We start from the raw sequence: 14,437 nt of genomic DNA, 5'->3' as shown, positions 1-14,437 counted from the left end.
CGGCTATCGGCTGCCTGCTGCCTGCTTCCGGCTGCCTGCTTCCGGCTGTCAGCTGCCCACCGTCAGCGGCTCACCGCAACGCCTCACCCCTCCGCGCGGTCGCGCAGTCGCGGCAGCGGAACGGCGAGCAGCGCCGCCAGCAGGGCGATCCGGGGGGCGATCTGGTCGAGCCGGATGTATTCATGCCGGGCATGGGCCCCGGCACCGACCGCCCCGAAGCCGTCCAGAGTCGGAAGCCCGCGCGAGCCCGGCAGGTTGGTGTCCCCCGCCCCGCCCGCCGGACCGCCGTCCAGCTGCTGACCGAGCATCGCGGCCAGCGAACGCACGTGCCGCAGCAGCGGGTTGCCGGTCCGCTCGGGCCAGGCCGGACGGCTGGACAGCACCTCCGTACGAACCCGGGCACCCGGACGCAACGGGGCGAGCCGGGCGAGGTCGTCGAGCGTGCGGCGCTGCGCCTCGACGGTGGCGAAGCGCAGCCCCAACTCGGCCTCGGCCCGGCCGGCGACCACGTTGGCACGCGAACCACCACTGATCCGACCGGCGTTCAGCTCGGTGCCGGGCTGGCCGGCCAGGTCCCGCACCACCACGAGCTGGTCCACCAGCTCGTCGACCGCGGACACCCCGTCGTGGGCGTCGTTGCCCGCATGCGCCTCGCGGCCGGTCACGGTGAGCCGTACCCGGGTGCTGCCGCGCCGCGCGGTCTTCAACCGACCGTCGGGGTGCGGTGGTTCGAGCCCCAGGACCGCCGCGGCGCCGCGCAACTGGCGCTCGACCAGGCGCCGCCCGTCCGGGCTGCCCACCTCCTCGTCGGAGACCACGACCAGGCGGACGGTCCGGTGCGGGCGCTCGCCCAGGTCCGCGAGCAGCGACAACGCGCTCTCCAGGACGGCGAGTCCGCCCTTCATGTCGACCACGCCGGGGCCGGTGAGCCGGCCGTCCTGCTCGGTCACCGGCCAGTCCGCGAGGGTGCCGACCGGCCAGACGGTGTCGTGGTGCCCGACGATCAGCAGGTGCGGCAGGGACTCGTCCCGGCCCTCCCACTCCAGCACGAGGTGGTCCCCGGCCGGTCCGGGCTCACGCCGGGCGGTGGCACCGGTGGCGCGGAAGCCGGCCGCCAACTCCTCGGCGAGGGCGTCGAGTCTGGGCGCGTCCCCGCTGGGGGACTCGATCCGCGCCAGATCGGCGCAGCGCCGCCGGACTGCTCCGGCGAGGGTACGGGCCCGGGCGCTGAGCGCCTGCGGCACACCGGGAAGCGCCGTGGTGGCGGTGGAAGCCCCGGGGGTGGCGGTGGCGGCCGGGCCCGCCGTGGGATTTCCGGCCGTGCTCCTCGACACCGCGGTCGTCGCCACCGCGTTCTTCGCGACGACGGCCTTGGCGAGGGACGACTTCGTGAGGGCGGACTTGGCCACCGCGGCCTTGGCTACCGCGGCCTTGGCTACCGCGGTCTTGGCCGCTGCGGTCTTGGCGACGGCTGCCGCGGTCACGGCGGTCTTCGCCGCGCCGGTCGCTACCGCGGCGGCCTGAGCCGAGGCGGCCGGAACCGCAGTGGCCTGAGCTGCAGTGGCCTGAGCCCCAGCGGCAGTTGCGGTGCCGGTGGTGGCGCCCGCAGCGATGACGGTACCGGTGGCACCGACGGTGGTGGCGGCAGTGGTGGTGGTCGCGGTCGCGGCGGCTGCGGCGAGGGCCTCACCGTCGGTGGCGGCCGGGACGGTGACCGGCGTCGGGTCGGTTTCCACGGCGGCGCCCGGCACGGCGGGCGCCCCGACGATCTGGGGACTCAACGCTCGCCTCCGCGACCACCGCCGGTATACAGCGGCCGTACCGGCCGACCGCTCCCACCCGGGTACCAGGCCCGGCCGGACCTCACCGGTCGGCCGGGGTGATGGGCGGCCCACCGGATCGGCCCGTCTGGCCCAAGTACGGTGGAACGGTTGGGCGGCGTGCTTGGCATGTGCGTCCTCCTCGCTCGATCCGGGGGCCCCGGTCCGCCCGGAGCCCCCGTGGACGGTGGCCTCCTGGCAGCGGGCGCAATGGCCGGACCGCCGCAGGGAAGCCGAGATGTGAGCCTAGAAGAACCGTTCGGTTTCCTGCGAGGTGGCCCTGCTCCCAGCGTGCCGGTACCGGGCCCCGCTTCGGAGGCCGCCCGTCCACGATCGGCGCGGGCGCTCGGCGCGCGGGCCTGGATCGGCGCGCGGACGCGGTCGCCGGATCGCGCCCATCTCCACCATGGACCCGCCGCCCGAGTTCGGCAGCGCAAACGGCCAAGGCACGGCAATTCCACGCCGGATGGGTGACAGCGGCTCAGCATGCGATACGAACCGGGAGCACGCGGCGGCTCAGGGAAGCCCGCTGCACCGCCCACCCCGACTCCGGGGGAACGTCCGGGGAACACCCGCGTGAACACCGGCCGGTGCCGTGCCCCGGTGTGCCCCTCCGAGCCTCGACGTGCCTCGGTTGCCCACCCGGACACGACAGGGAGGCGCCCCTGCACGGCGGGAGCAGGCCCAACACGGACGTGCACGAATGTGTGCGAGCGTGCACGACCGACCGGAACCCCGGTGCGCGGCCCCGGCCGCAGTCGCTGTCCGCCGTTCGTCCTCAGCCACCGTCGCCCACCAGCCCGGCGTCGCGTGCGAGCAACGCCGCCTGGACCCGGTTGCCGACACCGAGCCCGGTCAGGATCCGGCTGACATGCGCCTTGACGGTGCTCTCGCGCATTCCGAGCACGCCCGCGATCTCGGCATTGGAGAGGCCGTCGGCGAGTTCGCGCAGCACGTCGGTCTCCCGCGGGGTGAGCCCGGCGACCCGGTGACGGGCGGCCACCGACCGGGGCGCCCCGACCCGGTGGTAGCGGTCGATCAGCCGCCGCGCGGCCGCAGGGTGCAGCATCCCCTGACCGCCCGCGACGACGTGGACGGCCCGGGCGATCTCCGCGGGCGGGGTGTCCTTGAGCAGGAAGCCGTCCGCCCCGGCCGCGAGCGCCTGGTACACGTACTCGTCCAGATCGAAGGTGGTGAGGGCGATGACCCGCGGGCCGTCCGGGAGTTCGCGCAGCCGGCGGGTGGCGGCGATCCCGTCGAGCCGGGGCATCCGGATGTCCATCAGCGCGACGTCGATCCGCCGGCTGCCGGCGATTTCGACGGCTTGCAACCCGTCGGCGGCCTCGGCGACCACGGTGAGTGCCGGGTCCTGGGCCAGGAGGTCGACCAGGCCGAGTCGAACCAGCGCGTCGTCGTCGACCACCATTGTTCGGATCATGCGGCACCCTTCGGCTCCTGCTTCGGTTCCTGGTCCTGCCCCTGCCCCTGCCCCTGCCCCTGCCCCGGAGACGCCCGCGCCGGGTCCGACGACGCGCGCCCCGGTGGTGGTGGCGAACCCTCGCCCGGGACGGGAGCCGGGTCGGGCACCAGCTGCGGCGGGCGGTCCGGCGCGGGCAACCGGGCGGAGAGCCGGAAGCCGCCGCCACCCTCCGGACCGGCGTCGAGGTGGCCGCCGAGGGCCTCGACCCGTTCGGCCAGCCCGACCAGCCCGTACCCGCCGCCGGTCCGCGGCCCGTCCGGCATCGCCTCGCCCGGGCCGTTGCGGACCTCGACCGTCGTCGCCGGCGCCCCGTAGCCGACCCGGACGGTGACGGGCGCGGCGTGCGCGTACTTGCGGGCGTTGGTCAGCGCCTCCTGGACCAACCGGTGCACGGCCAGCCGGTGGGTGGTCGGGATGGTCTCCGGGTCTCCCGAGAGGGCGAGTTGGACCCGTTGGCCGGCCTGGGTCGCCTCGCCGACGAGTTCGGTGAGGTCGCGCAGGGCTGGCGCCGGGACGCTCCCGGCCTCGGCCGGCACGGGCGGATCGCCTCCCGCGGCGTGCGGGACCGGAGGGTCGGCCCGCAACGCGCCCAGGACGTCGCGCAGATCGTCGAGCGATCGGGCGGCAGTGGTGCGCAGCAGTTCGAGTCGGTGGGTGAGGCGGTCGGTGTCCGCGGCGACGGTACCGGCCCTGGCCTGGTCGCGCAGCACCCCGGCGTGCAGCACCAGGAGGCTGAGCCGGTGGGCCAGCACGTCGTGCATCTCCCGGGCGATCCGGGCGCGTTCGGCGGCTCGGGCCTGGTCGGCACGCAGCTCGCGCTCGCGGCGCAGCGCGTCGACCTGCTCGTGCAGGGTGCGGATCAGCACCCGTCTGCCGTGCAGCCACAGGGCGACCGCCAGGACGGCGGCCTGGACGAGGAGTTGGGACCCGGCGGTGCCGGCCCAGCCGATCAGCGAATCCGCACCCGCCGCACTGCCCACCACGATGGCCGCGCCGGCCGCCACCGCCGGGCCGGTCCGGCCCAGGTAGGCGAGGTGGAAGACGCTGAACAGGCCGGGGAAGGCCCGGTTGAACGACCCGCCGGTGAGTGCCGGCAGCACGGCCGAGGCCACCGGGTAACGGCGGGCGAAGACGAGCGAGAGCGCGGCGAGCGCGGCAACGACCGTGCGCGGCAGGCGCAGTGGACCGTCGGAGCGCGTCCACTGGACCAACGCCTCCTCGATGGCCAGGCCGAGCACTCCGAGCAGCAACAAGGTATCGATTCCGGCCCGGTGGTCCGGCCCGTACCAGCCGAGCACGCTCCTGCGCATGACGCCCCTCCTTTCCCTCTCCCCCGCCCCGAAAGCCTTCCGCAGGTTCGGTGTTCGGTACCTCGGGCTCGATGCTAGGGGCGCTCGACCGTGGAACACCTCTGTCTTCCGGGTAACCGCACCCTCGACTTTCGTCGGGGGTCGGCGCCACTGACCGGCCGATTCGCGGCGGCCCCGCCCTGCCTAGCGTCGACGGCATGACCAGTGAACGGCTCCACCACGGCCCCAAGTCCCTTGCCCCCCGGTACGGTTCGCCCGTCGGCGGGGACCGCCTGCTGTTCCTCGCCGAGGCCCTGCGCACCTTCCACGACACCGGCGCGCTGGCCCCGAGCGGCCCCGAGCTGGTGAACGCGCTGGTGGTACCGGTCACCAGCCGCCCGAACCGTCCGATCTCGGTGCTGGAGGTCGGCGCCGGAACGGGCGTGGTGACCCGCCGGCTCGCCCGAGTGCTGCGCCCGGGTGACCGGTTGCACGTCGTCGAGGCCAACCCGCGGTTCGCCGAGCGGCTCCGGGAGGACCCCGTCCTGGCCGCGCGCCACCCCGGCATCGGGCTGCGGCTGTCGGCCTGCCGGGTCGAGGAGCTTCCGGAGTCCCGTGCGGCGGAGCCGGAGGGGGCCCGGCCGGAGGACTGCGCGCAGCGGTACGACGCGATCGTGTCCGGGCTTCCGTTCACCAACTTCGAGCCCGCGCGGGTACGCGACATCCTCGACCTCTACCTGCGGCTGCTGGCGCCCGGTGGCGAGCTGACGTACTTCGGGTACCTCGGCACGACGACGGCGCGCACCCTCACCTCGGGCCCCCGCCGCACCGCCCGCCACCGGGCGGTGGTGCGGCTGCTGCGGGGGTTCGAGGCGGCGTACGGCCTGGGCGAGCGCACGGTGTGGCGCAACGTGCCGCCCGCCCGTGCCTACCTGCTGCGGGCGCCGGGCGGACGCGAGGCCTGGGCGCCGGGCGGGAGCGCGGCCGGTGAACCGACGGCCGCCGCGAAGAAGCCGTGGACGGAGCGGGCGGAGGCGGAGACGACGGGGACGGGGACGGGGACGACCGGCGATCGACGGGCGGGGCGGCCCCGGTCGCCCGATGGCGGACCGGGGCCGGGCCCGGCCGCGACTCTCCGGCGGTGAGGAGCCTCGATGACCCTCTCGGTACGTGACGTGGAAGCCCACAACCGCTTCGAGGCCTGGGAGGACGACCGGCCGACGGGCTTCGCCGAGTACCTGCGCGGCGACCAGCTGGTGGTCTATCCGCACACCGTGGTCGAGCCCGCCTTCGAGGGCCGGGGCATCGGCAGTGCGCTGGCCCGCGCAGCCCTGGACGACGCCCGCGCCCGCGGCCTGGCCGTACTGGCGACCTGCCCCTTCATCAAGGGCTGGATGCTCCGCCACCCCGAGGTCACCGATTTCGCGTACGAGAACCGCAGCCGGGTCGCCCACTGACGGTCGGCGGGCAGCCGTGTCGCGACCGTTCGGGCAGCTGCGGCGGGGGTGGTTGATCCAGGGGGCGTTCGTCCGAACAAATGACAACAGGCAGAGTTCAACTTTCAGATAACAGACGACAGCGAACAGATTTTGAAATCTGTTCGCTGTCGTGCCACAGTGGCACCCGGGCCACCCTGCCCCGCCTCCCGGCGCCGCACCCGCCCCTTGGAGCCCCCGTGTCCCCGCACACCCGCCCCGCCCAGCGCACCCTCGGCACCACCGGGCCGGTCACCTCGGCCCTCGGCCTCGGCTGCATGGGCATGTCCGACCTGTACGGCCCGGCCGACGAGGCCGAGAGCATCGCCACCATCCACGCGGCCCTCGACGCCGGAATCACCCTCCTCGACACCGGCGACTTCTACGGCATGGGCCACAACGAGCTGCTGATCCACGAAGCGCTGCGCGGCCGCGACCGCGAGAGCGTGCAGATCAGCGTGAAGTTCGGCGCCCAGCGCGGCCCCGACGGCCAGTGGCTCGGCTACAGCACGAGCCCCGCCGCCACCAAGACCGCGCTCTCCTACACCCTGCGCCGCCTGCGCACCGACCACATCGACGTCTACCGCCCGGCCCGTCTGGACCCGGACGTCCCGATCGAGGAAACCGTCGGCGCCATCGCCGACCTGGTGAAGGCCGGCTACGTCCGCCACATCGGACTCTCCGAGGTCGGCGCCGACACCCTGCGCCGGGCCGCCGCCGTCCACCCGATCAGCGACCTCCAGATCGAGTACTCGCTGCTCTCCCGCTCGATCGAGGCCGCCGTCCTGCCCGCCGCCCGCGAGCTCGGCATCGGCATCACCGCCTACGGCGTGCTCTCCCGCGGCCTGCTCAGCGGCCACTGGGACCGGGAACGCGCCCTCGCCGGCACCGACTTCCGCAGCCACAGTCCGCGCTTCCAGGGCGAGAACCTGGCCCACAACCTGGCGCTGGTCGAGGCCCTGCGCGAGATCGCCGCCGCGCGGGGCGCGACCGTCGCCCAGGTCGCCATCGCCTGGGTGGCCTCGCGCGGGCAGGACGTCGTCCCGCTGGTCGGCGCCCGCCGCCGGGACCGTCTGGCCGAGGCCCTCGGCGCGCTCGACGTCACGCTGACCGGGCCCGACCTCGCCGCCGTCGAGGCCGCCGTACCCGCCGGCGCCGCCGCAGGTGACCGGTACGCTGCCGCACAGATGGCCCACCTGGACAGCGAGCGCTGACCGCACCACCGGCGCCGCCGCCGCACGCCCCGACCGCACGACCAGACCGCACGACCCAAAGGACGGACCTCCCCGTGACCACGGACACCACACTCACCGCCGAGCAGATCCTGATCGCGGCGGAGGACGTCCTCCGGCGGTTCGGCCCGGCCAAGGCCACCGTCGTGGACGTCGCCCGAATCCTCGGCGTCAGCCACAGCAGCGTCTACCGCCACTTCCCCAGCAAGGCCGCGCTGCGCGAGGCGGTCACCCAGCGCTGGCTGGACCAGGCGCACCACGAGCTGGCGACCGTCTCCAATGAGGGCGGCCCCGCCTCCGAGCGGCTGCACCGCTGGCTGAGGACGCTGTTCACGGCCAAGCGGAAGAAGGCGCTGGACGACCCGGAGCTGTTCGCCACCTACATGGTGCTGGTCGAGGAGAACAGCGGCCTGGTGAACGCCCATGTCGACACCCTGGTCGACCAGATCGCGCAGATCGTCACGGACGGCACGGAGCGCAAGGAGTTCAAGCTCGCCCACATCCGCAACACCGCCCGCGCCGTCTTCGACGCCACCGGCCCCTTCCACGACCCGGCCTACGCGTCCACCTGGTCCACGCCCGGGGTCGACGACCGGTTCGAGGCCGTCTGGAAGCTCGTCCTCGGCGGCCTGAAGGTGAAGTGACGGTACGTCAGCAAACGGGGCGCCGGCGAGCGGCGGGAAATCCGTTCGCCGGCGCCCCGCCCGTCCGGCAGACTGCCGCACACAGTTGATCTCACTCGGAGGATGACATGCGTGCGGCCCGCCCGGTCCTGGACAGCTTGGAGGGGCCAGGGCGTGTCTGACAATTCGCGTCGGATCAGGGCGCGGCGTCGGGGTGCGTGCATCGCAAGGCGGAGGAGGGAGCCACTGCGGAGCATTGGCGACCGACGACAACGCGGCGAGGTGCGTGCCCCGGCGTCGCGCACCCGGCGGGAATTGTCAGACACGCCCCTGCTCTCGGCGATGCCTTCGGCGACCGCTGGTTCTCGGTCCCGCCGGACGAGGCACCCGCCGCACTGGCCGCCCGCCTGGTCCGGCGCGCGCCCTGGCACTGGACCGACGACACCGCCATGGCGCTCGTGCTGGTCCGCCACCTGCTCGGTGCGGGAGAGGTCCGGCCGGACGCGCTCGCCCGGGAGTTCGCCGCCGAGTACGCCCGTGAGTACGGCCGCAAGTACGGCCCGTCGATGCACCGGGTACTGCGCGGGATCGGCGCCGGCGGGGACTGGCGCGCCATCACCGCGGGCCAGTTCGAGGGCCAGGGCTCGCACGGGAACGGCGCCGCGATGCGGGTCGCCCCGCTGGGGGCCTGGTTCGCCGACGACCTCGACACGGTGGTCCGGCAGGCCGAACTGCAGGCGCTCACCACTCACTTCCACCCGGAGGCGGTCGCCGGCGCGGTGGCGGTCGCCCTCGCGGCGGCGCTGGCGGTCCGGAGCCGGGGCGGAAGCCCGCCCGGCCGGGCCGAGTTGCTGACCGAGGTCGCCGGACGGCTGCCGGACTGCGAGGTCCGCTCCGGGCTGCGGATCGCCGCCCGGCTGCCCGGGCACACCAGCGTCCGGCACGCCGCCACCGTGCTCGGCTCGGGGACGCTGATCTCCGCCCCGGACACCGTGCCGTTCGCCCTCTGGTCCGCGGCCGGGCACCTGGACTCGCTGTCCGAGGCCGTCTGGCACACCCTGGAGGGCTGGGGCGACAAGGACACCACCTGCGCCATCGCCGCCGGCGTGGTCGCCGCCCGGACCGGACTCGCGGACGTGCCGCCCGGCTGGCTCGCCGCCCGCGAGCCGCTCCCGGACTGGGTCGCCGAGGCGTCCGGGGCCCCCGGGGCGTCCGAAGCGTCCGGGGCGTCCGGGGCGTCCGGGGCGTCCGGGGCGTCCGGGGCGTCCGGGGCGTCCGGGGCCCCCGGCCGCGGGCCGGCGGTCAGCGGCGGGTGATGAAGCGGAACACCTTGTAGGCGAGGAGCAGGACCATCGCGCCACCGATCGCCGACACCCAGGTCGTGATGTCGAGGAAGCTCACCTTCACCGCCCCGTGCATCCAGTTCGAGACGATCCAGGTGCCGATGTAGGAGCCGGTGATCCCGATCAGGGTGCTGCCGATCAGGCCGCGCTCACCCCTCGACATCGCCATCCTGGCCAGCGTCCCCGACACCAGGCCCAGCACGATCCACGCCATCCAGCTCATCCGCCGCCCCTTGCGTCATCGGTGTGACGACCCCGTCGAGCCCCCGGGTCCGACCGGAAAGACGTACGAGAGCCCCGCACCGTTCCAGCGCCCGGAAGGACCGGTGCGAACCGGCCATCCGGGCGCGGCCGGTCCGGGCGGCGGACCCCCTCACGGCAGGCCGTCCCATGGCCTCCCGGGTACCGGTGACGGAAAGAACCCGGCCGTCAGCGGCGCGAGTTGCCGAACAGCAGCCGGTAGACGATCAGCAGCACCAGGGCGCCGCCGATCGCCGACACCCAGGTCGCGGCGTCGAAGAAGTGCGCGGTGACCGAGCGGTGCAGGAAGTGCGACGCGATCCAGCCGCCGACGAACGATCCGGCGATGCCGATCAGGGTGGTCACAATCAGGCCGCCCGGGTCCTTCCCCGGCAGCAGCAGCTTGGCCAGCGCACCCGCCAGCAGGCCCAGCACGATCCACGCGACGATGCTCATTCCGACATCCCTCCCGTCCGCGGCGCCCCGGGCCCCGTCCCGTGCGCTCTGCCCGGAAGGACGCCTCCGCCCGCCACCCGGTTCCGCCGCCCGGTTCGGCCGCCCGGCCCGCCGCAGGGATCTGACGGGGTCAGCCACGTGGTCATTCGCGGCGCCCGCCACCTGCAGGCCGGCATTCGATACCGGCCGGCGGGGCCGGACCGCCCCCGCGCGTGGCGCCCTTCCTGCCCGCCGCCGACGCCGAAATACTGCGACCATGCGCATCCTGATCGCCACCGCCGGCTCCCGGGGCGACGTGGCCCCCTTCACCGGGCTCGGCGTCCGCCTGCGGGCGGCCGGACATCAGGTGGCCGTCGCGACCCACGACACCTTCGCCGGGCCCGTCCGGGCCGCCGGGCTGGAGTTCCGCCCGCTACCGGTCGACCCGCGCGCCGAACTCGCCTCCGCCGAGGGACGGCGCCTGCTGCGGGCCGGCAGCGGGCCGAGTGGAATCCTGCAACTCCTGCGACTCGCCAGGAGGTTCATGCCCGCACTCGGCGAGGGCATCGCCGATGCCACGGCGCTCGGCACCGATCTGCTGCTGACCACCAGCACCACCAGCGCGCTCGGCCAGGTCGCCGCCGAGGCGGTCGGCATTCCCAGCATCGGGCTGTACCTCCAACCCCTCTCCCCCACCCGGGAGTTCGCGCCCGCCGTCACCGGCACCCGGTCGCTCGGCCGGTCCGGCAACCTGTTGGCGGGGCACGCCGTCCAGGCCGCGACCGACCGGCTCTTCGGGCCGGCCGTCCGCGGGCTGCGGCAGCGGCTCGGCCTGCCGCCGCTCGGCGTCGCCCGGGCCCGTCGCGACCACCCCGTCCTGCACGGCTTCTCGCCGCTGGTGGTGCCCCGGCCCGCCGATTGGCACCCCCGGCTGGACGTGGCGGGCTACTGGTGGCCGCCCGAGCGGCCGGACTGGACACCCCCGGACCGGCTGCTCGACTTCCTCGCCGCCGGACCGCCGCCGGTCTTCGTCGGCTTCGGCAGCCTGGTCGTCCCCGACCCCGACCGGCTCACCGCCACCGTCCTCGCCGCCGCCCGCGCCGCCCGGGTGCGCCTCCTCCTCCAGTCCGGCTGGAGCGGACTGGCCGCCGAGGACTCGGACTCCGTCCTGACCATCGGCGACACCCCGCACGACTGGCTCTTCCCCCGCACCGCCGCCGTGGTCCACCACGCGGGCGCCGGAACCACGGCGGCCGCCCTCCGCTCCGGGACTCCCACCGTCCCCGTACCCGCCCAGCTCGACGCACCGTTCTGGTCCGCCCGGCTGGCCCTGCTCGGCGTCTCCCCCGGCCCCGTCCCGCTGCGCACCCTGACCCCCGCCCGCCTCGCCACCGCCCTGCGCCTGACCCTCGACGACCCCCGCTACCGCACCCGCGCCCGGGCCGTCGCGGCGACCCTGGCCGTCGAGGACGGCACCGCGAAGGTCCTCGCCGCCGTCGACCGAGCGGCGGCAGCGGCCGGGTGAGGAACGACCGGCGGCAGCGAACGGCGGGCGGCAGGCGACAGGCGACAGGCGACAGGCGACAGGCGACAGGCGACAGGCGACAGGCGACGAACAACGGCGAACGACGAACAGCCGACAACCAACAGCTGACAGATTTCAACATCTGTCAGCTGTTCGCCGTCATCCGTCAGCCCTCCCCCGCCCGCGCAACTCCCCTCCCGAACGGCCCGCTCAGCCCCAGGTACACCACGGCCGCCGCCGCGAGCCCAACGGCCCAGCCGTAATCGGCGAGCGGCTTGAGGACGGGGATCAGGCCGTCCGCCGGGAACGGACCCTGCTTCGCCCCATCGGCGTCAAGCGTGGAGTACGAGCCGCCGACCGCCAGCACGCCGCCCACCAGGAGCGCCGTGACGGCCCTCCAGTTCCAACCGGCCGCGTACCAGTACGCCCCGCCCGGCCGGTACAGCTCGGCGAGCCGGAGGCGGGTGCGACGCAGCACCCAGTAGTCGGCGATCAGCACTCCGCCGACGGTGCCGAGCAGGCCGCCGACCACGCCCAGCCAGGTGAAGATGTACACGTGCGGGTCGGAGATCAGCCGCCACGGGAGGATCGCGATCCCGACCACCCCCGTGATCAGCGCCCCGGTCCGGAAGCCGACGAGGCGGGGCAGCAGGTTGGCGAGGTCGTAGGCGGGCGACACGACGTTGGCGGCGATGTTCACCGACAGCGTCGCGACCAGCACGGTCAGCAGCGCGAACAGGATGCCGACCGGGTTCTCCATCTTGGCGGCCAGCTGGATCGGATCCCACACCGGCACCCCGTAGACCGCCTCGGAGCCAGAGGTGACCAGCACGGACAGGAACGCGAAGAGCGTCATCGTGGTCGGCAGGCCGAGCGCCTGCCCGCGTATCTGGGCCCGCTGACTGCCGCCGAAGCGGGTGAAGTCGGGGATGTTCAGCGCGAGCGTGGACCAGAACCCGATCATGCCCATCAGCGCCGGGAAGAAGACCTTCCAGAAGCCGCCGCCCCACCCCAGCCTGGACGGCTGGTCGAGCAGCGGCCCGAGCCCGCCCGCCTTGACGGTGATCCACACCAGCAGCGCGAGCGCGCCGACGATGACGAACGGCGCCGCCCAGTTCTCGAACCGCCGCAGGGCCTCCATCCCCCGCGCGATGATGGCCATCTCGATCAGCCAGAACAGCAGGAACGAGAGCCACTGGGTCCACGGGTGTCCGCCGAACTCCCCGGCGGTGCGCCAGGATTCACCGAGCAGTTTGCCGGCCAGCAGGAAGATGCCCTCGCCGCCGATCCAGGTCTGGATGCCGAACCAGGCGCAGGCCACCGCCGCCCGCAGCAGGGCCGGCAGGTTGGCGCCGCGCAACCCGAACGAGGCGCGGGCGAAGACCGGGAACGGGATGCCGTACTTGGTGCCGGCGTGCCCGGTGAGCAGCATCGGGACCAGCACGACGAGGTTGGCGAGTGCGATGGTCAGCACCGCCTGCTTCCAGTCCATGCCGAGCGCGACCAGGCCCGAAGCCAGGGTCCAGGACGGGATGTTGTGGGCCATGCCGACCCAGAGCGCGAGGAAGTTGTACGTGGTCCAGGTGCGCCGCGCCACCGGGACCGGCCGCAGGTCGTCGCTGGTGAATCCATTGGGGGGCAACTGTCCGGCGGCCGGGCCGAGTTCGACCCGGCCGTCGGGGTGATGAAGCTGTCTGCTGCCGCTGGTTTCGGTTCCGGACACGGACAACTCCCGTCCGCCGCGGCCGAATCCACGGCCGGGCTCAGGTGGGGGTCAGGGGCGGGTTCACAAGCAGGCTCACGGTCGGCTTCACGGGCAGGTTCACAGGCAGGTTCACGGCCGGGTTCACAGACAGGCGCACAGGATGGTTCACGATCGACGGCACGGGCAGGACGCCGCACGGAGCTGCGCGGGTCGGCGTCACAGGTGCGGGATGACGTCCGTCCCGTACGCGTCGATGGTGGCCTCGATGGCGTCGTGCATGGCGTAGACGGCGAACTGGTCGACGCCGAGCGAGCGGAGCTCCGCCAGCCGGGCCCGGTGCGCCTCCGCCGGGCCGATCAGGCAGAAGCGGTCGACGATCTCGTCCGGGACGAAGGCCGTGTCCGGGTTCCCGGCCCGCCCGTGGTGGCTGTAGTCGTAGCCCTGCCGGTCCTTGATGTAGTCGGTGAGCGCCTCCGGCACCAGGTCGGAGTGCTCGCCGTAGTGACTGACCAGGTCGGCCACGTGGTTGCCCACCATCCCGCCGAACCAGCGGCACTGCTCCCGGGCATGGGCGAGCGCCTCGGGCGAGTCGTCCGCGGTGACGTAGGCCGGGGCGGCGACGCAGACGGTGATCGAGTCCGGATCCCGGCCGGCCTCGACGGCGGCGGCCCGTACCGCCTTGACCATGAACTCGGCGAGGTACGGATCGGCCAGCTGCAGGATGAAACCTTCGGCCTGACGGCCCGTCAGATTCAGTGCCTTCGGACCGTAGGCCCCCATCCAGATCGGCAGCGACGCGCCGGAGCGAACCCACGGCAGGTGCATCTCGGTGCCGTCCACCTCGGCGGTGCGCCCCTCGGCCAACTCCTTGATGGCGTGCATGGCTTCGGAGAGCCGGGCGAGGGTGGCGGGGCGTCGTCCGGCGACCCGCATGGCGGAGTCGCCGCGGCCGATGCCGCAGACGGTCCGGTTGCCGTACATGTCGTTGAGCGTGGCGAAGGTGGAGGCGGTCACTTCCCAGGTGCGGGTTCCGGGGTTGGTGACCATCGGGCCGACGGTCATCCGCTCGGTCTCGGCGAGGATCCGGCTGTAGATGACGAAGGGCTCCTGCCACAGCACGCAGGAGTCGAAGGTCCAGCCGTGGCTGAAACCGGCCTGCTCGGCGCGGATCATCCGGTCGATGAGCAGCCGGGCGGGCGGGTCGGTCTGAAGGACGAGGCCGATGTCCATGGAGGGCTCCAGGTAAGGGTTCTGCCCGCCGCCGACCGAC

The 14,437-nt window shown here is 74.0% G+C and carries 13 protein-coding genes; 6 read left to right on the top strand and 7 right to left on the bottom strand.

Annotation, left to right across the window (positions count from 1 at the left end; genetic code table 11):
- Positions 1-83: 83 nt before the first annotated feature.
- The 3 genes from ACFVUY_RS05115 to ACFVUY_RS05105 form a co-directional block, all read right to left on the bottom strand.
- Positions 84-1,781, bottom strand: coding sequence for a M20 family metallopeptidase (locus tag ACFVUY_RS05115; RefSeq protein ID WP_387727447.1), 1,698 nt, complete (start codon positions 1,779-1,781; stop codon positions 84-86).
- Positions 1,782-2,598: 817 nt separating this feature from the next.
- On the bottom strand, positions 2,599-3,258 hold the full coding sequence (locus ACFVUY_RS05110; protein WP_359900504.1) for a response regulator transcription factor: 660 nt from the start codon (positions 3,256-3,258) through the stop codon (positions 2,599-2,601).
- Positions 3,255-4,610, bottom strand: coding sequence for a sensor histidine kinase (locus ACFVUY_RS05105; RefSeq protein WP_387727445.1), 1,356 nt, complete (start codon positions 4,608-4,610; stop codon positions 3,255-3,257). Before ACFVUY_RS05105 ends, ACFVUY_RS05110 begins: the two co-directional genes overlap by 4 nt.
- 197 nt (positions 4,611-4,807) lie before the next feature.
- On the opposite strand from ACFVUY_RS05105, the gene ACFVUY_RS05100 reads away from it, so the two are divergent.
- The 5 genes from ACFVUY_RS05100 to ACFVUY_RS05080 all read left to right on the top strand — a co-directional run bounded on the left by ACFVUY_RS05100 (position 4,808) and on the right by ACFVUY_RS05080 (position 9,235).
- Positions 4,808-5,734 carry a class I SAM-dependent methyltransferase gene (locus tag ACFVUY_RS05100; RefSeq protein ID WP_387727443.1) on the top strand — a complete coding sequence of 309 codons (927 nt, stop codon included), beginning with the start codon at positions 4,808-4,810 and terminating at the stop codon, positions 5,732-5,734.
- 9 nt (positions 5,735-5,743) lie between these two features.
- Positions 5,744-6,046, top strand: a complete 303-nt coding sequence (locus tag ACFVUY_RS05095; RefSeq protein WP_387727441.1) for a GNAT family N-acetyltransferase — start codon at positions 5,744-5,746, stop codon at positions 6,044-6,046.
- Between the two features lie 218 nt (positions 6,047-6,264).
- Entirely contained in the window at positions 6,265-7,278 is a 1,014-nt protein-coding gene (locus ACFVUY_RS05090; protein ID WP_387727439.1) for an aldo/keto reductase, read from the top strand.
- A gap of 74 nt (positions 7,279-7,352) precedes the next feature.
- On the top strand, positions 7,353-7,940 hold the full coding sequence (locus ACFVUY_RS05085; protein ID WP_380537943.1) for a TetR family transcriptional regulator: 588 nt from the start codon (positions 7,353-7,355) through the stop codon (positions 7,938-7,940).
- A 293-nt stretch (positions 7,941-8,233) separates the two neighbouring features.
- Positions 8,234-9,235 carry an ADP-ribosylglycohydrolase family protein gene (locus ACFVUY_RS05080; RefSeq protein WP_387727793.1) on the top strand — a complete coding sequence of 334 codons (1,002 nt, stop codon included), beginning with the start codon at positions 8,234-8,236 and terminating at the stop codon, positions 9,233-9,235.
- On the opposite strand, the gene ACFVUY_RS05075 is transcribed toward ACFVUY_RS05080, so the two are convergent.
- Together ACFVUY_RS05075 and ACFVUY_RS05070 are read right to left on the bottom strand one after the other, a co-directional pair.
- Positions 9,222-9,485, bottom strand: a complete 264-nt coding sequence (locus ACFVUY_RS05075) for a GlsB/YeaQ/YmgE family stress response membrane protein (RefSeq protein WP_359900491.1) — start codon at positions 9,483-9,485, stop codon at positions 9,222-9,224. The two genes, ACFVUY_RS05080 and ACFVUY_RS05075, sit on opposite strands and share 14 nt — an antisense overlap.
- A 206-nt stretch (positions 9,486-9,691) precedes the next feature.
- Complete coding sequence (locus tag ACFVUY_RS05070) at positions 9,692-9,958, bottom strand: GlsB/YeaQ/YmgE family stress response membrane protein (RefSeq protein WP_355254305.1); 267 nt, start codon at positions 9,956-9,958, stop codon at positions 9,692-9,694.
- A gap of 256 nt (positions 9,959-10,214) precedes the next feature.
- On the opposite strand from ACFVUY_RS05070, the gene ACFVUY_RS05065 reads away from it, so the two are divergent.
- Positions 10,215-11,462: a glycosyltransferase gene (locus tag ACFVUY_RS05065; protein ID WP_387727437.1), complete on the top strand. Its 1,248-nt coding sequence runs from the start codon at positions 10,215-10,217 to the stop codon at positions 11,460-11,462.
- 166 nt (positions 11,463-11,628) lie between these two features.
- On the opposite strand, the gene ACFVUY_RS05060 is transcribed toward ACFVUY_RS05065, so the two are convergent.
- Together ACFVUY_RS05060 and ACFVUY_RS05055 are read right to left on the bottom strand one after the other, a co-directional pair.
- Positions 11,629-13,185 carry an NCS1 family nucleobase:cation symporter-1 gene (locus tag ACFVUY_RS05060; RefSeq protein WP_387727435.1) on the bottom strand — a complete coding sequence of 519 codons (1,557 nt, stop codon included), beginning with the start codon at positions 13,183-13,185 and terminating at the stop codon, positions 11,629-11,631.
- A 198-nt stretch (positions 13,186-13,383) separates the two neighbouring features.
- Positions 13,384-14,397, bottom strand: a complete 1,014-nt coding sequence (locus ACFVUY_RS05055; protein ID WP_387727433.1) for a TIGR03842 family LLM class F420-dependent oxidoreductase — start codon at positions 14,395-14,397, stop codon at positions 13,384-13,386.
- Positions 14,398-14,437 lie beyond the last annotated feature (40 nt).

The sequence above is a fragment of the Kitasatospora sp. NPDC058063 genome (assembly GCF_042885395.1).
GTDB classification, from domain to species: Bacteria; Actinomycetota; Actinomycetes; order Streptomycetales; family Streptomycetaceae; genus Kitasatospora; species Kitasatospora lactacystinica.
This window is presented reverse-complemented; position numbering and strand designations above follow the sequence as displayed.